General features: G+C 59.4%; 19 protein-coding genes. 6 read left to right on the top strand and 13 right to left on the bottom strand.

Translation table 11 applies throughout. The features are described 5' to 3' along the window. Positions 1–52: 52 nt before the first annotated feature. Both CFII64_RS21685 and colR read right to left on the bottom strand, forming a co-directional pair. On the bottom strand, positions 53–1,336 hold the full coding sequence (locus tag CFII64_RS21685) for a HAMP domain-containing sensor histidine kinase (RefSeq protein ID WP_020292992.1): 1,284 nt from the start codon (positions 1,334–1,336) through the stop codon (positions 53–55). Next, entirely contained in the window at positions 1,326–2,009 is a 684-nt protein-coding gene (gene colR, locus CFII64_RS21680; RefSeq protein ID WP_020292991.1) for a two-component system response regulator ColR, read from the bottom strand. Before colR ends, CFII64_RS21685 begins: the two co-directional genes overlap by 11 nt. 182 nt (positions 2,010–2,191) lie before the next feature. On the opposite strand from colR, the gene CFII64_RS21675 reads away from it, so the two are divergent. Then, positions 2,192–2,932 carry a phosphatase PAP2 family protein gene (locus CFII64_RS21675; protein ID WP_020292990.1) on the top strand — a complete coding sequence of 247 codons (741 nt, stop codon included), beginning with the start codon at positions 2,192–2,194 and terminating at the stop codon, positions 2,930–2,932. Between the two features lie 225 nt (positions 2,933–3,157). Here CFII64_RS21675 and groL read toward each other — a convergent pair whose 3' ends face one another. The 5 genes from groL to CFII64_RS21650 form a co-directional block, all read right to left on the bottom strand. Next, the gene (groL, locus tag CFII64_RS21670; protein ID WP_020292989.1) at positions 3,158–4,804 is read right to left on the bottom strand and encodes a chaperonin GroEL; all 1,647 of its coding nucleotides are present in this window, start codon (positions 4,802–4,804) and stop codon (positions 3,158–3,160) included. 49 nt (positions 4,805–4,853) lie between these two features. Further along, entirely contained in the window at positions 4,854–5,147 is a 294-nt protein-coding gene (locus CFII64_RS21665; protein WP_020292988.1) for a co-chaperone GroES, read from the bottom strand. A gap of 258 nt (positions 5,148–5,405) precedes the next feature. Continuing rightward, positions 5,406–5,891 carry an FxsA family protein gene (locus tag CFII64_RS21660; protein WP_020292987.1) on the bottom strand — a complete coding sequence of 162 codons (486 nt, stop codon included), beginning with the start codon at positions 5,889–5,891 and terminating at the stop codon, positions 5,406–5,408. Positions 5,892–5,957: 66 nt separating this feature from the next. Beyond that, complete coding sequence (locus CFII64_RS21655; RefSeq protein ID WP_020292986.1) at positions 5,958–6,689, bottom strand: HugZ family protein; 732 nt, start codon at positions 6,687–6,689, stop codon at positions 5,958–5,960. A gap of 214 nt (positions 6,690–6,903) precedes the next feature. Beyond that, positions 6,904–7,911 carry a DUF481 domain-containing protein gene (locus tag CFII64_RS21650; protein ID WP_020292985.1) on the bottom strand — a complete coding sequence of 336 codons (1,008 nt, stop codon included), beginning with the start codon at positions 7,909–7,911 and terminating at the stop codon, positions 6,904–6,906. A gap of 232 nt (positions 7,912–8,143) precedes the next feature. Between CFII64_RS21650 and CFII64_RS21645 the strand changes: the two genes are divergently transcribed. Together CFII64_RS21645 and CFII64_RS21640 are read left to right on the top strand one after the other, a co-directional pair. Further along, entirely contained in the window at positions 8,144–8,437 is a 294-nt protein-coding gene (locus CFII64_RS21645) for an MGMT family protein (RefSeq protein WP_020292984.1), read from the top strand. Positions 8,438–8,479: 42 nt separating this feature from the next. Then, entirely contained in the window at positions 8,480–10,033 is a 1,554-nt protein-coding gene (locus CFII64_RS21640) for an AmpG family muropeptide MFS transporter (RefSeq protein ID WP_020292983.1), read from the top strand. Positions 10,034–10,203: 170 nt separating this feature from the next. Here the strand turns inward: CFII64_RS21640 and CFII64_RS21635 are convergent, their stop codons facing one another. Both CFII64_RS21635 and CFII64_RS21630 read right to left on the bottom strand, forming a co-directional pair. Next, a complete protein-coding gene (locus tag CFII64_RS21635; protein ID WP_020292982.1) occupies positions 10,204–11,049 on the bottom strand; it encodes a mechanosensitive ion channel family protein in 846 nt (281 codons plus the stop codon). An 86-nt stretch (positions 11,050–11,135) separates the two neighbouring features. After that, complete coding sequence (locus tag CFII64_RS21630; RefSeq protein WP_020292981.1) at positions 11,136–11,621, bottom strand: YajQ family cyclic di-GMP-binding protein; 486 nt, start codon at positions 11,619–11,621, stop codon at positions 11,136–11,138. A 154-nt stretch (positions 11,622–11,775) separates the two neighbouring features. Between CFII64_RS21630 and CFII64_RS21625 the strand changes: the two genes are divergently transcribed. The 3 genes from CFII64_RS21625 to CFII64_RS21615 all read left to right on the top strand — a co-directional run bounded on the left by CFII64_RS21625 (position 11,776) and on the right by CFII64_RS21615 (position 15,389). Next, positions 11,776–12,696, top strand: a complete 921-nt coding sequence (locus tag CFII64_RS21625; protein ID WP_020292980.1) for a putative 2-dehydropantoate 2-reductase — start codon at positions 11,776–11,778, stop codon at positions 12,694–12,696. Positions 12,697–12,763: 67 nt separating this feature from the next. Next, a complete protein-coding gene (locus CFII64_RS21620; RefSeq protein WP_020292979.1) occupies positions 12,764–14,800 on the top strand; it encodes an ATP-binding protein in 2,037 nt (678 codons plus the stop codon). Between the two features lie 13 nt (positions 14,801–14,813). Continuing rightward, positions 14,814–15,389, top strand: coding sequence for a cob(I)yrinic acid a,c-diamide adenosyltransferase (locus CFII64_RS21615; RefSeq protein WP_020292978.1), 576 nt, complete (start codon positions 14,814–14,816; stop codon positions 15,387–15,389). A gap of 123 nt (positions 15,390–15,512) precedes the next feature. Here the strand turns inward: CFII64_RS21615 and CFII64_RS21610 are convergent, their stop codons facing one another. The 4 genes from CFII64_RS21610 to secA form a co-directional block, all read right to left on the bottom strand. Beyond that, positions 15,513–16,457 carry a Nudix family hydrolase gene (locus CFII64_RS21610; RefSeq protein ID WP_020292977.1) on the bottom strand — a complete coding sequence of 315 codons (945 nt, stop codon included), beginning with the start codon at positions 16,455–16,457 and terminating at the stop codon, positions 15,513–15,515. Then, positions 16,454–17,086: a glutathione S-transferase family protein gene (locus tag CFII64_RS21605; protein WP_020292976.1), complete on the bottom strand. Its 633-nt coding sequence runs from the start codon at positions 17,084–17,086 to the stop codon at positions 16,454–16,456. The genes CFII64_RS21610 and CFII64_RS21605 overlap by 4 nt, the downstream gene beginning before the upstream one ends. Before the next feature lie 158 nt (positions 17,087–17,244). Next, positions 17,245–18,462 (bottom strand): bifunctional glutamate N-acetyltransferase/amino-acid acetyltransferase ArgJ, encoded by a 1,218-nt coding sequence (gene argJ / locus CFII64_RS21600; protein ID WP_020292975.1) that lies wholly within the window; start codon positions 18,460–18,462, stop codon positions 17,245–17,247. Between the two features lie 117 nt (positions 18,463–18,579). Further along, positions 18,580–21,318 carry a preprotein translocase subunit SecA gene (gene secA, locus CFII64_RS21595; RefSeq protein WP_020292974.1) on the bottom strand — a complete coding sequence of 913 codons (2,739 nt, stop codon included), beginning with the start codon at positions 21,316–21,318 and terminating at the stop codon, positions 18,580–18,582. Between the last annotated feature and the right edge of the window lie 114 nt (positions 21,319–21,432).

Raw genomic sequence — 21,432 nt, 5'->3', positions numbered from 1 at the left:
TGATTGAAACAAGGTGTCGTAACGCTGACGCAGCATGTGGATTGGGTGAAACTTACCTGGCTTTCAGGGTCACGCAGAAACGGCATCCGTTGGGTTCCATCGGGCTCAGGCTCACCGTCCAGCCCTGGTTTTCGCAAATCCGCTGTACCAGAGACAGGCCCAGCCCGAGGCCTTCGCCGCGCTGCTCGTTGCCGCGCACAAAGGGCTCGAACATTGCCTCGCGCTTTTCTTCTGGAATACCCACCCCGCTGTCCTCCACCAGGAAGCCATCGGCTTGTAACGTGAGGGTGATGAAGCCGCTGTCGGTGTAATGCAGGGCGTTGCGCAGCAGGTTGCCCATCACGGCATGCAGGAACGTGGCGTTGTACGACGTTTCCGACGACTGGTCCGCAGCGTCCGGACAAAAATTCAGCGTCAGACCCTTGCTTTCGATGGGGCCGCGCCACAACGCGACCAACTGTTCAGCGACGCTGCGCAGGCCGACTTTCGGGGTCATGGTCGCGTCTTCACGCTGGGTGCGGGCCAGCATCAGGAAAGTCTGCACGAGGTCGCGCATTTCTTCGCAGGCGCGCGCAATGCGCTCCACCTGGGCCCGGGCACGAGTATCCAGCGCCGGGTTCTCAAGCAGCAGTTCGCAGGAACTGGCCAGTACCATCAGCGGTGTGCGCAACTCATGGCTCACGTCGCTGGTGAACATACGCTCGCGGGTCAGGGCGCTGCGCAAGCGGCCCAGCGTGGCGTCGAATGCCACAGCCAGCTCGCCCACTTCGTCTGCCGCGTAATCCGGTGCCAGCGGCGGTGCCAGCCCGAGCAGTTGATCGCGGTGCCGGACTTGTCTGGCCAGGCGCACCACGGGTGCCATGACGCGCCGCGCCAGAACCCAGCCGAGAAATACCGCCAACGCCAGCGCCAGCACGAACCCGACCAATACCACGGCAAACAGCACGCGCTCACGCTCTTCGAAATCGCTTTGATCCTGCAGGAGTACATAACGTCGGCCGTCGACCACTTCGACCATCGCGTGGTACGACAGCGGCCCGCGAAACACCTCGTGAAATCCCGGTTCCAGATGGCGCAGGTCCTTGGGCACATCGAAATCGCCCGGACCGCCGCTGAAATAGAACAGCTGGTCGGGCTCGGGACGATGGCTCCAGTCGCTGACGCTGTCCATCAGCAGCAGGCGATTGAGGTCGCCGCCCAGACCTGAGGAGATCAGTTTTTCTTCGACCAGATGCACCGTGGCAACGATGCCCATGGCGAAGGATCCCGCCACCAGTGCGCTCATCAGCGCAAAGGCAATGATGATCCGCTGGGCAAGGCTTTGCTTAAACTCCATCTCGGCCCTCGGCCAAGCGGTATCCGACGCCGTGCACGGTTTGCAGCAGCGGTTTGGCAAACGGCTTGTCGATCACCTGACGCAATTGGTGAACGTGACTGCGCAGGCTGTCGCTGTCCGGGCAATCGTCGCCCCACAGGGCCTCTTCGAGAATCTCGCGACGCAACACGTGCGGGCTTTTCTGCATCAGGACCGCGAGCAGTTTCAGCCCCACCGGGTTGAGCTTGAGCAGCCGCCCTTCGCGGGTGACTTCCAGAGTGTCCAGGTCGTAGATCAGGTCGGCGACCTGCAAGGTCCGTCGACCGCCGCCTTGCGCCCGACGCAGCACCGCTTCGATACGCGCGGCCAGTTCGGACAGGGCGAACGGTTTGAGCAGATAGTCGTCGGCGCCGGAACGGAAGCCCTGCAAGCGGTCGTCCAGTTGATCACGAGCGGTCAGCATGATGACCGGCGTGTCGCGTCGGGCGTCTTCGCGCAGGCGCTTGCACAAGGTATAGCCGTCGATGCCGGGCAGCATGATATCGAGCACGATCAGGTCGTAATGTTCGGTTGCCGCCAGATGCAGTCCGGAAAGGCCATCCTGGGCACAATCGACCGTATAGCCCTTCATGCCCAGGTAGTCCGCGAGGTTGGCAAGGATGTCGCGGTTGTCTTCAACGAGCAGGATTCGCATGGTGCACCTCTCCGTATGCAATAAGGCTGGCGCAGCTTAAGGCCAAGTCAGCCATAGAACCAGCGTGGAATGGCTTAACGTTTTTTTCACCAGCGGTTCACGGGTTAACGACAGCCAGAAAATCAGACTAGTCGTACCTCGACGTATCACGCGAGGTTCCCTTCTGCTGATCTGGATCCGACATGTCGAGAGCTTCCATCCTGCCTTACTCGCGCCCGCTGAACTTATGGATAGGCCTGGGCATTCCGGCCATAACCGCCCTGGTTCTGATTTTGCTGGAACTGACGGACCTGGACATGACTGTCGCCAAGCTGGCCTACGACCCGGCTGCGGGCCAGTTCATCGGCAGACATAGTTATTTTCTGGAAAACGTCATGCATGACTGGGCCAAGAATGCCGTGATCGCGGGCGGCGTGTTTTCGCTGGTCGCGTTCGTTGCTTCATTCAAGGTCAAGCGCTTGCTGCCGTGGCGCAGAGAGCTGGGGTGCCTGGTACTGTCCATGGCGCTGTCGACCAGCTTTGTCACACCGATAAAAGTGGTGACCTCGGTGCAATGCCCGTGGAGCCTGACCGAGTTTGGCGGCAAGGAAACCTACAGCGAACTGCTCAGCCCGCGTCCCCAGACCGATAAACCGGGGCGCTGCTGGCCCGGCGGCCATGCGGCAACCGGTTTTACGCTGTTTGCGCTGTTCTTCATGTTCCGCGACCGCCGCCCGCGTCTGGCCAAAGCGGGCCTGATCCTGGCCTTCGGGCTTGGGATCGCATTTTCCGTCGGCCGGATGCTGCAAGGTGCGCACTTCTTCTCGCACAACGTATGGACAGCAGTGTTCTGCTGGCTGATCTGTCTGGGGTCGTATTACGCGGTCTTGTACAGGCCGGTGCCGAAACTGGCGCGGGTGGTTGGGGGGCAGTGCAGCTCGTAGGACCGGCTTTAGCCGGGAGGGCGCCGGTCGCTTCGACGCATCCTGGTTACGCAAAGGACGCTCTCCCGGCTGAAGCCGGTCCTACGGGCTCAATCGATCAGGCCATCAATCGAGCTTGATCGCCGCCCACTCGCTCGCTCCAACGGAATGATTAAGCCAGGTCATAAAAAAACCCCGCACAAGGCGGGGTTCTTTTTGGGGTGTTGCTTTGGGGGTGAAGCTGGCTTACATCATGCCGCCCATACCACCCATGCCGCCCATGTCCGGCATGCCGCCGCCAGACGACTTACCGTCGTCTGCCACTTCAGCGATCATCGCTTCGGTGGTGATCATCAGGCTGGCGATCGAGGACGCGGCCTGCAGAGCAGAGCGAGTCACTTTAGTCGGGTCAAGAATACCCATTTCGATCATGTCGCCGTACAGGCCGGTCGCAGCGTTGTAACCGAAGTCACCCGAACCCTGCTTGACCTTGTCGACAACAACGCTTGGCTCGTCACCGGAGTTGGCAACGATCTGGCGCAGTGGAGCTTCTACAGCGCGACGCAGCAGAGCGATACCGACGTCTTGATCAGCGTTGTCGCCTTTCAGACCTTCGATTGCCTGCAGCGAGCGAACCAGTGCCACGCCACCGCCAGGTACCACGCCTTCTTCAACGGCTGCACGAGTAGCGTGCAGGGCGTCTTCAACGCGGGCTTTCTTCTCTTTCATTTCAACTTCGGAACCAGCGCCGACTTTGATGACTGCAACGCCGCCGGACAGCTTGGCCAGACGCTCTTGCAGTTTTTCTTTGTCGTAGTCCGAAGTGGTGTCACCGATTTGCTGGCGGATCTGTGCGATACGCGAGTCGATGTCGGTTTTAACGCCGGCGCCGTCGATGATGGTGGTGTTTTCTTTGTTCAGCACAACGCGCTTGGCATTACCCAGGTGTTCCAGGGTAGCGGTTTCCAGGCTCAGGCCGATTTCTTCGGAGATCACGGTGCCGCCAGTCAGGACAGCGATGTCCTGCAGCATGGCTTTGCGACGGTCGCCGAAGCCAGGGGCTTTGACGGCTGCAACTTTCACGATGCCGCGCATGTTGTTCACAACCAGAGTCGCCAGGGCTTCGCCTTCAACGTCTTCGGCAACGATCAACAGCGGACGGCCAGCTTTGGCCACTGCTTCCAGAACTGGCAGCATTTCGCGGATGTTGGAGATTTTCTTGTCAACCAGCAGGATCAGCGGGCCGTCAAGCTCGGCAACCATGGTGTCCGGCTTGTTGATGAAGTACGGGGACAGGTAGCCACGGTCGAACTGCATGCCTTCTACGACAGACAATTCGTTTTCCAGACCCGAACCTTCTTCAACGGTGATAACGCCGTCTTTGGTCACTTTTTCCATGGCTTCAGCAATGATGTCGCCGATGGAATTGTCGGAGTTGGCCGAGATAGTACCCACCTGGGCAATTGCCTTGGTGTCGGTGCAAGGCTTGGACAGCAACTTCAGCTGGGCAACGATGGCGATGGTCGCCTTGTCGATGCCGCGCTTGAGGTCCATCGGGTTCATGCCGGCAGCGACGGCTTTCAGGCCTTCGTTGACGATGGCTTGAGCCAGAACGGTTGCAGTCGTAGTACCGTCACCTGCGTCATCGTTGGCACGGGAGGCAACGTCTTTGACCAGCTGCGCGCCCATGTTTTCGAAACGGTCTTTGAGTTCGATTTCTTTAGCAACCGAAACGCCGTCCTTGGTGATCAGAGGAGCGCCGAAGCTCTTCTCGATGATGACGTTACGGCCTTTTGGACCCAGAGTTGCTTTTACTGCGTCAGCCAGGACGTTTACACCGGCGAGCATTTTTTTCCGGCCAGCGTCGCCGAATTTAACTTCTTTAGCAGCCATGATCGATATTCCTTAAATACTTAGTAGTAACGGAAGGTAGCGGGAGGACTCAGGCTTCGACGACCGCGAGAATTTCGTTCTCGCTCATCACCAGCAGGTCTTCGCCATCAACTTTCACAGTGTTGCTGCCGGAGTACGGGCCAAACACTACTTTGTCACCCACTTTCACGGCCAGCGCACGCACTTCACCGTTGTCCAGCACGCGGCCGGTACCCACAGCGAGGATCTCGCCACGGTTTGGCTTTTCAGCAGCCGAACCCGGCAGAACAATACCGCCAGCAGTTTTCGATTCTTCTTCGCTGCGACGGATTACGACGCGGTCATGCAGAGGACGAAGCTTCATTGTCGATCTCCTAATTATGGTTTTTAAACGGCCGGTGACGACACCAGCGGGCTAGAACATCCGGCGTTGCCGGTTACGGTTCGCAAGCGAACCGCAGAATACGGTCTGGCAATCGTGCCAGAAACCTTGCGGTGACCCATACATAAGGGCGGGCAAGGTGATTACAAGGCTTGGGGGATAATTTTTTTGCTTGAGCGCGGCATCTGTCAAAACCGATGCGGCACCTGCAGGTGCCACAATCATTGAGCGACAGGCGACTTATGACTTGTCGCGATGCTCAAACTCGCCTTCGATCACATCCGGCTCACGAGTCGGCGGATGGATCGCACCGGGACGGCTCGGGCCGTTGCTGTTTGGCATGTCTTCGCTGAACGCACGCTGACGAATCGCCTGTTCCTCGGCGCGGCGGCGCAGTTTGTTGACCAGCACTCGACGCGTCACCGGCAGCAGACAGATCACGCCGAGGATGTCGCTGATGAAACCCGGCAACAGCAGCAGGCCGCCACCGACCGCAATCATCAGGCCTTCCATCATTTGCTGGGCGGGCAGCTCACCGCGCGACAGGGCTTCACGCGCCCGCAGTGCAGTGGCGAACCCGGCCACGCGAATGACAAAAATGCCGAGCATGGACGTTGCCACAACCAGCAGGAACGTCGGCAGGAAGCCGATGGACATGGCTACCCGAACCAGAACAAACAGCTCAAGCACCGGAAATAGTAGAAAGAGCAGCAAAAAAACACGCATCAAATGACTTCCTCAACGCAAGAATGCCTTGCAGTAGACCTTAAGTGACGTCGCAAATACGTGAATTCAAGCGTCTTGCGTATCACGGACCGGCCATTTCTCGGCGTGAGCCAGCTGAACCAAGGCTTCGCGCACTTGTGTCGGCGTATTACAGGGCTCTGCAAAGGGCAACCAGTATAGGCCCTGGCCAATACGCAGGTGCATTCCTTCACTGTCGACGCCGGCCAATTGCGCCGATTCACTCTGGGGCAATCCTGTGAGTTGCACGTAATGGGCGATGGCCTTGGCGTGGTCTTCATTCATGTGCTCGACCATGCTGGTTTCGGCAGCGCCTGCGAAGGGATTCGCCAGTGCGACGTTATCGAGCCAGTGGATTGCGCCGAAGCCACCGATGAAGCGATAGCGCACGGGCGTCAGCACCCAGAAATCGAAATCATGGGCGGTGTGATAGCTGCGCGACTCAGGGAAATAGCGGTAATAACGCTGGGCTGCCGTTTCCACCGCAGCTGGATCGCTGAGTTTCTCGGCTTCGGCCATGACCGTGACGCGCCCGGTCGCCTGAACATCCACAGCTTCGCGCTCACCGACCAGCAATGAGCACTTCGGGTCCAGCCCTAGATTATGAGTGTGTTGCGCGATGCGGCTGATCAGGATCAACGGCCGGCCCTGCCCGTCCAGGCAATAAGGCACGGAGGAACCAAACGGGAAACCCGGCATGGACTTGGAATGGGTCGACAAAACCCCTCGGTATTCCTTGAGCAGCAGTTCTCGTGCTTGCTTGGCGGCCTTGATGCTCATTGTTTGACTCCCGGCAACAGTTCAGTCAGTAAATTCTGCGAGCAGAATAACAATGACCTGGGCAATGGGCACGGGGAAAGGCGTTTTGCGGCGAGGGGAGGCTTTATGTCTCACGGCGAGACTGAGGTTGACCTTGCCGACGCCTTCGCGGATAAATCCGGTCCTACGGGTAGTGTAGGAACCAACTTATTCGCGAAGACGTCGACCGTACTACTTACCAGGTCACACCAAAGCCTGCGGTGTAACGGGTTTTATCAAGATCACCATCGCTGGAGCCGCTGATCACGTCTTTCTCGGCCTTGACGTTTAACGACGCCCAATCGGTGACTTTGTAGCGCAGGCCCACTTCGGCTTCCAGGCTGTAATCAGCCACGCCGCTGATTGGCTTGCCCAGTTCGCCATTGGTGAAGAACTCGACTTTTTTGCCGATCAGGAAGCGGTTGTAGTCCCAGGTGCCAGCCACGGAATAGAAGTTGTCCTTCTCGCCGTTGGAATATTCGAAATCGGTGCGGTTGAGCAATGCGCCAAGCTTGAACGCACCCAACTCATCATCCCAGAACTGGTAGCCAGGACCGGTACCGACCGTGCGCTGACGAGAGAGGTCTTCGATCTTGTCGCGCTTGTAGTTGACGCGACCGTCCCAGAACCATTTTTCGGTGAGGAAGCGGTCGATGGAGTATTCGGCGCTCCAGTTGTCGGTGGTGGTCAGTTCGTCGGTGCTTTCGCGGTTGTACTCGCCCTTGGCGTTGTGCCGCCATTGGCCGTGACGCGCAGTCGTCTTGAAGGCCACGTTGTAGTCGTCGGTGTCGTTCTCGGCCCGCTGGAAGTCCAGGGCGGCGTCGATATTGCCCTTCCACACCAGGTCGGTAACGATCGGCTTGGGCTTCATGATCTGCTGGATGCTGGCCAGCTCGACGGTCTTCGGCGCTTCGCCATTGAGCAGCGTGACCTTGCCGTCATCAGATGCCTGCAGCGATTTGGCGATTTCACCCTGATACTGGTCTTGCTTGACCAGCAGCTTTTGATCGCTTTCGAGGGTCTTGACCTCTTTCCAGTCCAGCGGGATCGCACCGGCGTAGGTGGTTTCGATCAGCAGCTTGCCGCCGTCGAAAACCTTGATAGTCCCGGTCAGCTTGTCGCCGTTCTTCAACCAGACGGTATCAGCGAGCAAGGGAGTGGAAACACAGGCAATAGCGAGGCACAACAGGGTTCTGTTCAACATAAGCAACGACTAGGCTCAGTAAGCGGAAAATCGGGCATCATCCACAGATGACGTCAAGGCAATCGAAGACCGCCGCGGGCATAGCAATCACAGACCATCGGATTATTCCGTAGTTCCGCAGTGCGGTTTATACACGCAAATAAACAGGAATAAATGCTTGAGCGAAAAAGCACCGGCAAATGACGACCCATCCGGCCTTTCCGGACCCGAGGCCCGACGAACGGCGCTCTATATGACCCTGAATCAGGTGCCGCCGGGCAAAGTCGTCAGCTACGGACAATTGGCCGATCTGGCCGGACTCGGACGCGCCGCGCGCTGGGTCGGGCGCACGCTGAGCCAGTTGCCTGAAGGCAGTTCGCTGCCGTGGCACCGGGTGATTGCCGCTGGCGGGCGCATCAGCCTGCCGCTTGGCAGCGTCTCGGGCGACGAACAGCGTGCCCGTCTGCGCGCTGAAGGCATTACCGTTCATGACAATCGGGTAGATATGCAGCGTCATGGCTGGCGTCCGATAGAGCACAGCGGTTAGAGTGCGCCCTTTGTTTTCGTAACCTGAGGCAGATTCCAGCCCATGCCCCGTAAAACCTGGCGCGCCGCGCTCGCCGCATATGCCAGCCCCTCGACATTAGTACTGCTGTTGCTCGGTTTCGCTGCGGGCATGCCTTACATGCTGGTCTTCTCTACCTTATCGGTCTGGTTGCGTGAAGCGGGCGTTGCTCGCGAAACCATCGGTTATGCCAGCCTCATCGGCCTGGCCTATGCCTTCAAGTGGGTATGGTCGCCGCTGCTCGACCAATGGCGCCTGCCGTTGTTGGGCAAGCTGGGGCGCCGTCGCTCCTGGCTGGTGCTGTCGCAATCACTGGTGATACTCGGCCTGATCGGCATGGGTTTCTGCGATCCGCAGCAGCATTTGTCCTGGCTGATCGCGATTGCCGTGGTGGTGGCCTTCTCTTCGGCGACGCAAGACATCGCCATCGATGCCTATCGTCTGGAGATCGCCAACGACACCCAGCAAGCCGCCCTCGCCGCCAGCTACATGTCCGGCTATCGGGTCGCGGCGCTGCTCGCGACCGCAGGTGCGCTGTATTTCGCAGAAGGCTTCGGCTCCACCGGTTTCGCCTACAAGCACTCGGCCTGGACCGGCACTTACGTGCTGTTCGGCCTGCTGATGCTGCCGGCGCTGATCACCACGCTGGTCATGCGCGAACCGCCTGTGCCGCTGCGCACGCAGTTGTCGGCGGCCCGTTACGGCTTCACTCACCAGCTGGCGTCGGTGTTCGTGTTGATCATTCTGCTGGTGTCGGTACCGGCGATGTTTACCCAGCTCTACAACACAGATTTCGCCAGCGTGCTGTTCAACGACACCAGCTGGATGGACCTGCTGCTGGAAGACCGGGCGTTCCTGCGCTCCATTCTCTACACCATCCTGACCGTCGCGTGCCTGTCGTCTTTTGGCCGCAAGGGTCTGGCGCCGGTACTGACGCCGATCAACGATTTCATCCTGCGTTATCGCTGGCAGGCATTCCTGCTGCTGGGCCTGATCGCTACGTACCGCATGTCAGACACGGTTATGGGCGTAATGGCCAACGTGTTCTACATCGACCAGGGCTTCACCAAGGATCAGATCGCCAGCGTCAGCAAGATCTTTGGCCTGATCATGACGTTGCTCGGCGCGGGTTTCGGCGGGCTGTTGATCGTGCGTTTCGGGATCCTGCCGATCCTGTTCATCGGCGGCATGACGTCCGCGGCGACCAACCTGCTGTTCCTGATGCTCGCCGACATGGGCCCGAACCTGCAGATGCTGATCCTGACCATCTCGCTGGATAACTTCAGCTCAGGCCTCGCAACTTCGGCGTTCGTGGCTTACCTGTCGAGCCTGACCAACCTCAAGTTCTCGGCGACGCAATACGCGCTGCTCAGCTCGATCATGCTGCTGCTGCCGCGTTTGATTGGCGGTTATTCAGGGGTAATGGTGGAGAAGTTCGGCTATCACAACTTCTTCCTGATCACCACGCTGCTGGGCGTGCCGACGCTGATAATGATCATCTTGCAGTGGAGCAAAGAGGTGCGTCAGACCAAAGCGGCCGAAGCGCTTGAAGGGGCGGAAAAGCCAGCGAGCGAGTAAAGCCAAACGACCAGACCTCGCTGTAGGAGCGACCGTAGGAGCGACCGTAGGAGCGACTTCAGTCGCGAGGGCATCAATCAATCAATCAATCAATCAATCAATTGCTCTCCCGGCTGAAGCCGGTCCTACAAGCCGGTCCTACGAGCCAGTCCTACAAGAAGCCGGCGTGTTTACGCTTGCGGCGCTGAATCCTGCACCACTCGAATCACCCGCTGCGGGAACGGGATGTCGATGTTGGCGGCACGCAAGCGGTCACGTGCTTCTGCATTGAAACGGTTCGACACGTCGCCGAAATCCCCGGTCTTGGTCCAGACCCGCAGCGACACGGTGATCGAACTGTCGCCCAACGCAGCCACCACGGCCTGCGGTGCCGGGTCCTGTAGCACGCGAGGATCATCGGCCATTTCCAGCAACACTTGCATGGCCTGCTTCAGATCCGCCTCGTAATCCACGCCCACATCGAACGTGATCTTGCGGGTTGGCTGACGGTTGGTGTTGGTGATGATGCCGTTGGACAGATTGCCATTGGGCAGGATCACCGTCTTGTTGTCGCCGGTACGCAGCACCGTATGGAAAATCTGGATGGTGTCGACCGTGCCGGACACGCCTTGAGCCTCGATCCAGTCGCCGATGCGAAACGGCCGAAACAGCAAAATCAGCACGCCGCCCGCGAAATTCGCCAGACTGCCCTGCAACGCCAGACCAATGGCCAGACCCGCAGCACCGATGGCCGCCACGAACGAAGTGGTTTCCACGCCAATCATCGAAGCAACGCTGACGATCAGCAGGATCTTCAAGATGATGTTGGCCAGGCTGCTGATGAAACCCTGCAAGGCCAGGTCGGCGTTGCGCAACGCCAGCAGTGCACCCACTTTGGTCGTCAGTCGATTGATCAGCCACCAGCCGATGGTCAGCGTAACCAGCGCCAGCAGCACGCGGCTGCCGTACTCCATGATCATCGGAATCCACGCCTGGGACGCTTTGACCAAGTGGTCGACTTCGGTATTCAAATCCATCAATTGCTCCTTACTTGTCGCGAAAAAAACTCAGGCCTCGGACGCCCGAAAACGCTTTAGGTTCCCGCTAATCCAAGGCCGCAAGGTCAGTCGCGGAAGTTATTGAACTGCAGCGGCATGCCGAATTCGTGGGCGCGCAACACGGCCATGGCTTCCTGCAGGTCATCGCGCTTCTTGCCGGTGACACGCACTTGCTCGCCTTGAATGGCAGCCTGAACCTTGAGTTTGGCGTCCTTGATGTGCGCGACGATTTTTTTCGCCAGCTCTTTGTCGATGCCTTCCTTGAGGACGGCGTCCTGCTTCATCAATTTACCGGACGCAAACGCGTCTTTGACTTCAAGGCACTTGACGTCGATCTTGCGCTTGACCAGGCATAGCTTGAGGATTTCAATCATCGCTTCAAGCTGGAACTCAGCCTCGGCAGTCAGATTGACCGTCAGGTCCTTTTCCTTGAATTCGAACTCGCCTTTGCCTTTCAAGTCGTAGCGACGGTCCAGCTCTTTGATGGCGTTGTCGACGGCATTAGTGACTTCGTGTTTATCCAGCTCGGACACTACGTCGAACGAGGGCATGTAATTTCTCCAGAAATAGGTGTTATCTAAATATTGACGTTATGAAAGCAGGATCATTATAACGAGACTTTCCCCGCGTTCACTGCGAGCCTTCCATGTCGACTGCCGTTTTTCCCCGGTTACTCCACTTCATTTGCTTTTCAGTGATCAGCTGATGGCGGTTACCTGGCATGTTCTGGGCGCGGGCAGCCTCGGCAGTCTGTGGGCGGCGCGGCTGGCACGAGCCGGTTTGCCGGTCAAACTCGTCCTGCGTAACGCCGAACGGCTGGCGGCGTATGAGGCGAACGGCGCCGTCATCACGCTGGTCGAGCATGGCGTCGAGCAGCGCGTGCCAGTCACTGCGCAAATCGTTGAAAGCCGCGAACCGATCGAGCGTTTGCTGGTGGCCTGCAAAGCCTATGACGCCGAGCAGGCGGTCGCGAGTCTGTTACCCCGCCTGAACGCGAGTGCAGAGTTGATCCTGCTGCAAAACGGCCTGGGCAGCCAGGATGCGGTGGCCGCCAAAGCGCCCCATGCTCGTTGTATCTTCGCTTCCAGCACCGAAGGCGCCTTTCGCGAGCAAGACTGGCGGGTGGTGTTTGCCGGCCACGGCTTCACCTGGCTGGGCGATCCGCGCGACGCAGCGCCGCCCTCATGGCTGACGGACCTGCACGACAGCGGCATTCCCCACGAGTGGACCCCGGATATCCTCACGCGCCTGTGGCGCAAGCTGGCGCTCAATTGCGCGATCAACCCGCTGACCGTGCTGCATGACTGCCGCAATGGCGGGCTGCAGCAGCATCCTTGTGAGGTGGCAACGCTGTGCAGCGAACTCGACGAGCTGCTCGCCTGCTGCGGCCAGCCTGCGGCGGCGCTGGACCTGCACAGCGAAGTCGAGCGCGTGATTCAGGCCACGGCGGCCAATTATTCATCGATGCATCAGGACGTAACGCAAGGCCGACGTACCGAGATCAGCTATCTGCTGGGTTACGCCTGCGCCGCAGCGGCACGTCATCGCTGTGCAGTGCCGCATTTGTCCCAGTTACAGGAGCGTCTGATCCAGCATCTGGCCACACGAGGTTTGCGCACCGATTAGGCCAGGGTTTGCAATGGCCGGACGCCGCGCTACCCTGCCCTTTCCTCATTAGCCTGTGACTCGCCTCATGCCATTGCGCCAGCGCCTGGAAAATCTACCGGTCGGTCAAAAGATCCTTGCAGCCTTGCTGGTGCTGCTGACCACCGTATTGTTGGTCGCCAACCTGACGTTCATCAGCGCGGCCTATTACATTTCCCAGGAAGCCATGGCGCCACAGGCGCTGCAAACCATCGGTCGGCTGATCAGCAATCCGAATCTGGCGCAGCAGGCGCTCAGCTCGCCGGACAACGCACAAGCCTTGCTGCGGGAACTGAAAAATTATGGCCCGCTGCGCGCGGCGGCGCTGTACGACAACAACGGCGAGCGCCTGGGGCAATTGCAGCACGGCGACAAACTCAAGCTGCCTGAACGCTTCAATCACGTTGAGAACTGGCGGATAACGGAGTTTCGCAGCACTCAGGTAATTCCCGTACTCAAGACCGGTCAGGCGCCCGGCCATTTGTTGCTGGTGGCCAGCAGTGAACTGCCAGCGGCGTTCTATACCGGTACGCTCACCGCCAGCCTTGGCATCCTGGCGTTCAGCATCCTGCTCTGGCTGGTCATTGCCCGGCAGATCCGCCGCCTGATCACCGAACCCATTTACCAGCTCGAAGAATTGTCACGTCAGGTGACTCGCCAGGAAAACTACGCACTGCGCGCCGAGCCGGGCAATAAAGACGAAATCGGCAGCCTGGCCGAAGCGTTCAACACCATGTTGTCGCGTATCGAAGCGCGCGAGCAGCAGCTCAAGCGCGCCCGCGACGATTCACAGGAAGCCTACGATCAGGCGCAAGGACTGGCCGAAGAAACCCGGCACACCAATCGCAAGCTGGAGCTCGAAGTCCAGGTGCGCAGCAAGATCGAGAAGAAACTCACCGGGTTTCAGAACTACCTCAACAGCATCATCGACTCCATGCCGTCGGCGCTGATTGCCCTGGATGAGCAGCTGTACGTGACGCAGTGGAATCAAGAGGCCAGCGCCTTGTCCGGCACACCGCTGGACGAAGCGCTGAATCAGCCGATCTTTCTCGCTTTCCCGCCCATGAAAGCGTTTCTGCCGCAGCTCAAGTTGACCGTCGAACGCCACAGCGTCACCAAGATCGAGCGCGTGACCTGGATCAAGGACGAAGAGCGGCGCCACTACGCCCTGACGTTTTACCCGCTGACCGGCGGTGCCGGGCGTGGCGTGGTCATCCGTATCGATGACATCACCCAGCGTCTGTCGCTGGAGGAAATGATGGTGCAGTCCGAGAAGATGCTGTCGGTGGGCGGTCTGGCAGCGGGCATGGCCCATGAAATCAACAACCCGCTGGGCGCGATCCTGCATAACGTGCAGAACATTCGTCGACGGCTTTCCCCGGACTTGCCGAAAAACCTTGAACAGGCCGAAGTGGAAGGCATCGAACTGGACAAGGTCAACCGTTACCTGGACAGCCGGGAAGTCCCGCAACTGCTGGACGGTATCCAGCAGGCCGGCGCCCGTGCGGCGAAGATCGTCAGCCACATGCTCAGTTTCAGCCGCCTCAGCAATCGGCAGATGACGCCATGCGATTTACCGGGCTTGATCGATCAGGCGCTGGAAATCGCCAGCAACGATTTTGATCTGACCATTGGCTTCGACTTCAAGGGTCAGGCGATCATTCGCCAGTTCGATCCGCACCTTGGCCCGGTGCCCGCCATCCCGAACGAACTGGAACAAGTGCTGCTCAATCTGCTGAAGAACGCCGCACAGGCGATTCATCAGCGCCCGGACGATGCCGAACCGGGGCGGATCATCCTGCGCACCAAGCTCAACCCTCCGTGGGCGGAAATCCAGGTGGAGGACAACGGCGTGGGTATGTCCGAGAACGTACGCAAGCGCACGTTCGAGCCGTTTTTCACCACCAAGGAAATCGGTCAGGGCACCGGGCTCGGGCTGTCGGTGTCGTATTTCATCATCACCAACAATCACAAAGGCCAGATGGAGGTGCATTCCTCGGTCGGCAACGGGACGTGCTTCACCTTGAGGCTGCCTTTACAGGGCAGCCAGGTCAGCGTGCCGGAAGCGGTGATTTCGCCGCTATAAAGGAGTAACAAGCATGGGCTTTCGTTTATCGAAGATTTACACACGCACCGGCGATGCAGGCGAAACCGGCCTGGGCGACGGCCGCCGCGTGCCAAAGGATCATCCTCGGATCGAGGCCATCGGCGAAGTCGATACACTCAACAGCCAGTTGGGTTTGCTGCTGGCCTGGCTGATCGAGGAAGCACGGGTGAAACCTGACTTGAAAGAGGTGATCGAGGTGCTGACTCCTTGCCAGCACCGACTGTTCGACCTCGGCGGCGAGCTGGCCATGCCTGCTTATCAGGCGCTGAATCAGGCAGAAATCGACAAGCTGGAAGCCGCCATTGATCTCTGGAACGAAGAACTCGGCCCGCTGGAAAACTTCATCCTGCCCGGCGGCTCGGCGCTCATTGCTCAGGCCCACGTCTGTCGCAGCGTGGCGCGCAGCGCCGAACGCCGCTGTCAGCATCTCAATGCCGTGGAACCGTTGACCGGGATTGGCCTGGCGTATATCAACCGGCTGTCGGACCTGCTGTTCGTCGCGGCACGCATGATCGCCAAACGGCAGGGGATTGCGGAGATATTGTGGGAGGCGGCGAAGAAGCCTTGATCCGACAAGGGTGGGAACCTGTAGGACCGGCTTCAGCCGGGAGCGCGGCATGTCCGACGATGGCAATGCGCAAGCCATTGCACCGCGCTCCCGGCTAAAGCCGGTCCTACCGTAAACAGCAGATCATTCCTCCGGCCAAAACGCTCTGATTCCCGCCACACCTTGCGCACCGCTTTGCCATGCACGCTGCCGTTCATCCGGACCCACTCCGCCCAGCAGATAAACCGGCTTGCTGAAACCGGCGATCAACTGGCTTGCCTGTTCCCAGCCCAGCGGTTCGGCGTCCGGGTGCGTCAGCGTTGGCTGCACCGGCGACAGCGTGACGAAATCAACGTCCATCTGCTCGGCCAGGCTTAATTCCTCGGCGTTATGGCAGGACGCCGCCAGCCAGCGCTCTTTGGGGAACGGACGGCCGCGACTGGCGAGTTTGCGCAGTTGCGCCGACGTCAGGTGCCAGCCGGCGGAGGGAAAGTCGCCCAGCCACTCCAGCGGCCCTTTGAGCATCAGTTGCGCCTTGCCGGCACACAAACCCACGGCGTCGACGGCAAGATCGCGATACTGCGGGTCGTAGCCGTTGGGTGCGCGCAGCTGCACCAGCTTGATGCCGCCAGCAATGGCCTTGCGCAGGCCGCGCAGCAACTGCGGTGTATCCAGCTCGCCCGGGGTGATCAAGTATTCAGCCGGCAGACGTGCGGCAGCGACGATGGGTTGATTGGCCGCCGGAAATTCATACTGAGCCAATTCGCGATTCGACACCCAGGCCAATGGCTGACCTTCAACGCCATGCGGCTCACCGCTGAACGCCGAAACTTCCCAGACATCCAGCAACACCTGCTTGTCCGGGTAATCATGCTGAATCTTGATCAGCGGGCGCGCTTGCGTGACGAGAATGCCCAGCTCTTCCTGCAGCTCGCGAGCCAGCGCCGTTTCCACGGTTTCATCCGGCTCGACCTTGCCGCCAGGAAACTCCCACAAGCCGCCTTGATGCTGAGTGTCCGCACGGCGCGCGATGAGGATCTTGCCGTCGGCGCCACGAATGACCGCCGCAGCCACATGTACCCGTTTCACGGTGCAACTTCCTCCAGGGCGGCCTGCTGCCAGCGCTGGAACACCGGCCACTGGTAGATCGTCTCGATGTAGGCCTGAGCTTCTGCCGGCAATTGCACCTGATAGGTACGCAGGCGGATCACCACGGGCGCAAAGAAAGCGTCGGCAGCGCTGGCCTTGCCGAACAGGAACGGTCCGCTTTCGACCGCCGCCGCACGACACTCGGCCCACAGCGCGCACATACGCTCGATATCGGCCTGAGTATCAACCGGGATGACTTCCAGCGCTTCATCGCGGCGCAGATCCATGGGCATGGTGGAGCGCAGCGCCGGGAAACCGCTGTGCATTTGCGCACAGGCCGAACGCGCCTGGGCACGCGCAGCGGTATCAGCAGGCCACAGACCGGCAGCCGGGAATTGCTCAGCGAGGTATTCGATGATCGCCAGGGAATCGACGATAGAACCGTGTTCGGTTTTCAGGATCGGCACTTTACCGGTCGGCGAATGCTCAAGGATGAGCTGCCGGGTATTCGGCTGATCGAGCCGAATGACCTGTTCAGTGTAAGGCGCGCCAGTCATGTACAGCGCCAATGCCGGCCGTAACGACCAGGAGGAGATGCGTTTGTCGCCGATGATCAGGTGCAGGGTCATGGGTATTCTCCAGAGGGAGTGGGCCTGTACAAATCCAGTGGGACTGGCTTTAGCCGGGAAGAGGCCGGTGTATTCGACGCATTTTTACCGTCTGCAATGCCGCTTTCCCGGCTAAAGCCGGTCCCACAAGGATCCAGGCGGATCAGACCATCAACAACTTAAGTGCGGTATTCCGCGTTGATTTTCACGTATTCGTGGGACAGGTCGGTGGTCCAGATGGTTTCGCTGCACTGACCGCGACCCAGCTCGATGCGGATGGTGATTTCGGCCTCGGCCATTACCGCCGAACCTTGCTCCTCGGTGTAAGTGGTCGCGCGGCAGCCTTTGCTGGCGATGCACACCGAACCAAGGAACACGTCGATCTTGCTGACATCCAGATCCGGCACGCCAGCACGGCCCACTGCCGCCAGAATGCGGCCCCAGTTCGGGTCGGAAGCGAACAACGCGGTCTTGATCAGCGGCGAATGCGCCACGGCATAACCGACATCCAGACACTCTTGATGATTGCCGCCGCCATTGACTTCAACGGTCACGAACTTGGTCGCGCCTTCGCCGTCACGCACGATGGCCTGGGCGACTTCCATGCACACGTCGAATACGGCTGTTTTCAGCGCATCGAACAGCGGGCCCCGGGCTTCGGTGACTTCCGGCAAATCAGCCTGACCGGTAGCGATCAGCATGCAGCAGTCATTGGTCGAGGTATCGCCATCGATGGTGATGCGATTGAACGACTTGTTGGCGCCGTCGCGGATCAGGTCCTGCAATACGCTTTGCGCAACCTTGGCGTCAGTGGCGATGTAACCCAGCATGGTCGCCATGTTCGGCCGAATCATGCCTGCGCCCTTGCTGATGCCGGTCACTGTGACGGTCACGCCGTCGATCTGGAACTGGCGGCTCGCGCCCTTGGGCAGCGTGTCGGTGGTCATGATGCCGGTCGCCGCCGCGGCCCAGTTGTCCACAGACAGATCATCGAGGGCGGCTTGCAGCGCGCCTTCGATTTTTTCCACTGGCAGCGGCTCACCGATCACACCGGTGGAGAATGGCAGCACTGCGTTGGCATCGACACCGGTCAGCTCGGCAAGCCTGGCGCAGGTGCGCGCCGCATTGACCAGGCCTGGCTCGCCGGTGCCGGCGTTGGCGTTGCCGGTGTTGGTCAACAGATAACGCACAGCACCCTGGGCGCGCTGTTTGGCGAGAATGACCGGAGCCGCGCAAAACGCGTTGAGGGTGAAGACACCGGCAACGCTGGAGCCTTCGGCACAGCGCATGACCACGACATCCTTGCGCCCCGGACGCTTGATGCCGGCCGAGGAAATGCCCAGTTCAAAACCGGGAACCGGGTGCAATGTCGGCAAAGGACCAAGACCAACAGCCATGAGGTGCGCTCCTTGAAAGAGTTCTGCGCCGCCCGCATCGGTACGGCAATCGATTGAAAAACGCCGCGACGGCTGAGCCGGTCGCGGCGTTGGCATTACGGGTTCAGATCACTGGAATCAGTTGATCTGGCCGTGACAATGTTTGTATTTCTTGCCCGAACCACACCAGCACAACTCGTTACGACCCTGCTTCTGGTCGTTACGAACCGGCAAGGTGGCGACGGCGACACCTGCGTCCTCTTCAACCAATGCTTCCGGCTGATCCAGCCCCGGTGCCTCGGCGTGTTCGAACTGCATGCGTTGCGCCAGCTCTTCGGCATCGCGACGCAGGCGGGCCTCTTCTTCTTCCGGATCTTCGCGACGAACCTGGACGTGGGACAGCACACGAATGGTGTCGCGCTTGATCGAGTCCAGCAGTTCCTGGAACAGGGTAAACGACTCGCGCTTGTATTCCTGTTTCGGGTTCTTCTGGGCGTAGCCGCGCAAATGGATGCCGTGACGCAGGTGATCCATGGTCGACAGGTGGTCTTTCCACAAATCGTCTATCACGCGCAGCAGAATCTGCTTCTCGAAGGAGCGCAGCGCTTCAGCACTGGCCTGCTCTTCTTTCTCGTTGTACGCAGAAAGCAGTTCTTCGAGCATCTTCGCGCGCAGGGTTTCTTCGTGCAGGTGATCGTCTTCGTCCAGCCATTGCTGAACCGGCAGTTTCACGCCGAAATCGCTGTCCAGCGCAGCCTCCAGACCGGCGACATCCCACTGTTCAGGCAGGGATTGCGGCGGAATGTGCTGGCTGATCAGGCTGTTGAGGACGTCCTGGCGGAAGTCGGCGATGGTGTCACCAATGTTCGTCGCAGCCAGCAGGCTGTTACGCATGTGGTAGATCACTTTACGCTGCTCGTTGGAAACGTCGTCGAACTCAAGCAGTTGCTTACGAATATCGAAGTTGCGACCTTCAACCTTGCGCTGCGCCTTTTCGATAGCGTTGGTCACCATGCGGTGCTCGATCGCTTCGCCGGACTGCATGCCCAGAGCCTTCATGAAGTTCTTCACCCGATCAGAGGCGAAGATGCGCATCAGGCTGTCTTCCAGGGACAGGTAGAAACGGCTGGAACCGGTGTCACCCTGACGACCGGCACGACCCCGCAACTGATTGTCGATACGACGCGATTCGTGACGCTCGGAGGCGATCACGTGCAGGCCGCCCGCTTCGATCACTTGCTGATGGCGTTTCTGCCAGTCGGCCTTGATCTGCGCGATCTGCTCCGGGCTTGGATTTTCCAGGGCAGCGACTTCCACTTCCCAGTTACCGCCCAACAGGATGTCGGTACCGCGACCGGCCATGTTGGTGGCGATGGTCAGCGCACCCGGACGACCGGCCTGGGCAATGATCTCGGCTTCTTTTTCGTGGAACTTGGCGTTCAGAACCTTGTGCTCGATGCCTTCCTTGTTGAGCAAGCTCGACATGTGTTCGGAAGTTTCGATGGTCGCGGTACCGACCAGCACCGGACGATTCTCGGCCATGCAGGCCTTGATGTCGGTAACGATCGCGGCGTACTTCTCTTCCGCGGTCAGGTAGACCAGGTCGTTGAAGTCTTTACGCGCCAGCGGCTTGTTCGGCGGGATGACCACGACGGACAAGGTGTAGATCTGGTGGAATTCGAACGCTTCGGTGTCGGCTGTACCGGTCATGCCGGACAGTTTGTTGTACAGACGGAAGTAGTTCTGGAACGTGGTCGACGCCAGGGTCTGGCTCTCGGCCTGAATGTTCAGGTTTTCCTTGGCTTCGATGGCCTGGTGCAGGCCTTCGGACAGGCGACGACCGGGCATGGTACGGCCGGTGTGCTCGTCGACCAACAGGATCTGACCGTCCTGGACGATGTATTCCACGTTGCGATGGAACAGTTTATGCGCACGCAGACCGGCATAAACGTGAGTCAGCAGACCCAGGTTGTGTGCCGAGTACAGGCTTTCACCGACGGCCAGCAGGCCGACTTCGGTGAGCATTTCTTCGATGAACTGGTGACCGGCTTCGTTGAGCTCGACCTGACGGGTTTTCTCGTCAACGGTGTAGTGGCCAGCCTTGGTGACTTCGCCTTCCACTTCCTCGATGTGTTGCTCGAGCTGCGGGATCAGACGGTTGATTTCGGTGTACAGCTTGGAGCTGTCTTCGGCCTGGCCGGAGATGATCAGCGGCGTACGGGCTTCGTCGATGAGGATCGAGTCCACTTCGTCGATGACCGAGAAGTTCAGCTCGCGCTGGAACTTGTCTTCCATGCTGAAAGCCATGTTGTCGCGCAGGTAATCGAAACCGAATTCGTTGTTGGTGCCGTAAGTGATGTCGGCGGCGTAAGCGGCACGCTTTTCTTCAGGCGGCTGGAAAGGCGTGACGATGCCTACGCTCAGACCGAGGAATTCGTACAGCGGGCGCATCCAGTTGGCATCTCGACGTGCCAGGTAGTCGTTCACGGTAACCACGTGCACGCCCTTGCCGGACAGCGCATTGAGGTATACCGCCAGCGTACCCACCAGGGTCTTGCCTTCACCGGTACGCATTTCGGCAATCATGCCTTCGTGCAGGGTCATGCCACCGATGAGCTGCACATCGAAGTGGCGCATGCCCATGACGCGCTTGCCGGCTTCACGAGCCACTGCGAAAGCTTCAGGAAGGAGCTTATCGAGGGTCTCACCTTTGGCTAAGCGGGCCTTGAACTCTTCGGTCTTGGCACGCAATTGCTCGTCCGAAAGGGCCACCATTTGCTCTTCGAAGGCATTGACGAGTTGCACCGTCTTGAGCATGCGTTTGACTTCACGCTCGTTCTTGCTTCCAAAAAGTTTTTTTAACAAAGGCGCAAACATATCGACAGGATCTTCCACACATAGGGATGGAGGGCGGCCCCGTGAGTCGCCCGTGCAGCCCTTATGGCCGCATGCGAACGAGCATTCTACCCGGAAACGGTGGTGAGGAAAGTG

Source organism: Pseudomonas sp. CFII64, assembly GCF_000416235.1.
In the GTDB taxonomy this organism is placed as follows: domain Bacteria; phylum Pseudomonadota; class Gammaproteobacteria; order Pseudomonadales; family Pseudomonadaceae; genus Aquipseudomonas.
Note: the sequence above shows the minus strand (reverse complement) of the source record. Positions and strands in the feature narration are given on the sequence as shown.

Bases quoted from the DNA above. Each gene is read 5' to 3' on its own strand.
- CFII64_RS21685 (WP_020292992.1), bottom strand. From the start codon at position 1,336: ATGGAGTTTAAGCAAAGCCTTGCCCAGCGGATCATCATTGCCTTTGCG.
- colR (WP_020292991.1), bottom strand. From the start codon at position 2,009: ATGCGAATCCTGCTCGTTGAAGACAACCGCGACATCCTTGCCAACCTC.
- CFII64_RS21675 (WP_020292990.1), top strand. From the start codon at position 2,192: ATGTCGAGAGCTTCCATCCTGCCTTACTCGCGCCCGCTGAACTTATGG.
- groL (WP_020292989.1), bottom strand. From the start codon at position 4,804: ATGGCTGCTAAAGAAGTTAAATTCGGCGACGCTGGCCGGAAAAAAATG.
- CFII64_RS21665 (WP_020292988.1), bottom strand. From the start codon at position 5,147: ATGAAGCTTCGTCCTCTGCATGACCGCGTCGTAATCCGTCGCAGCGAA.
- CFII64_RS21660 (WP_020292987.1), bottom strand. From the start codon at position 5,891: ATGCGTGTTTTTTTGCTGCTCTTTCTACTATTTCCGGTGCTTGAGCTG.
- CFII64_RS21655 (WP_020292986.1), bottom strand. From the start codon at position 6,689: ATGAGCATCAAGGCCGCCAAGCAAGCACGAGAACTGCTGCTCAAGGAA.
- CFII64_RS21650 (WP_020292985.1), bottom strand. From the start codon at position 7,911: ATGTTGAACAGAACCCTGTTGTGCCTCGCTATTGCCTGTGTTTCCACT.
- CFII64_RS21645 (WP_020292984.1), top strand. From the start codon at position 8,144: ATGACCCTGAATCAGGTGCCGCCGGGCAAAGTCGTCAGCTACGGACAA.
- CFII64_RS21640 (WP_020292983.1), top strand. From the start codon at position 8,480: ATGCCCCGTAAAACCTGGCGCGCCGCGCTCGCCGCATATGCCAGCCCC.
- CFII64_RS21635 (WP_020292982.1), bottom strand. From the start codon at position 11,049: ATGGATTTGAATACCGAAGTCGACCACTTGGTCAAAGCGTCCCAGGCG.
- CFII64_RS21630 (WP_020292981.1), bottom strand. From the start codon at position 11,621: ATGCCCTCGTTCGACGTAGTGTCCGAGCTGGATAAACACGAAGTCACT.
- CFII64_RS21625 (WP_020292980.1), top strand. From the start codon at position 11,776: ATGGCGGTTACCTGGCATGTTCTGGGCGCGGGCAGCCTCGGCAGTCTG.
- CFII64_RS21620 (WP_020292979.1), top strand. From the start codon at position 12,764: ATGCCATTGCGCCAGCGCCTGGAAAATCTACCGGTCGGTCAAAAGATC.
- CFII64_RS21615 (WP_020292978.1), top strand. From the start codon at position 14,814: ATGGGCTTTCGTTTATCGAAGATTTACACACGCACCGGCGATGCAGGC.
- CFII64_RS21605 (WP_020292976.1), bottom strand. From the start codon at position 17,086: ATGACCCTGCACCTGATCATCGGCGACAAACGCATCTCCTCCTGGTCG.
- argJ (WP_020292975.1), bottom strand. From the start codon at position 18,462: ATGGCTGTTGGTCTTGGTCCTTTGCCGACATTGCACCCGGTTCCCGGT.
- secA (WP_020292974.1), bottom strand. From the start codon at position 21,318: ATGTTTGCGCCTTTGTTAAAAAAACTTTTTGGAAGCAAGAACGAGCGT.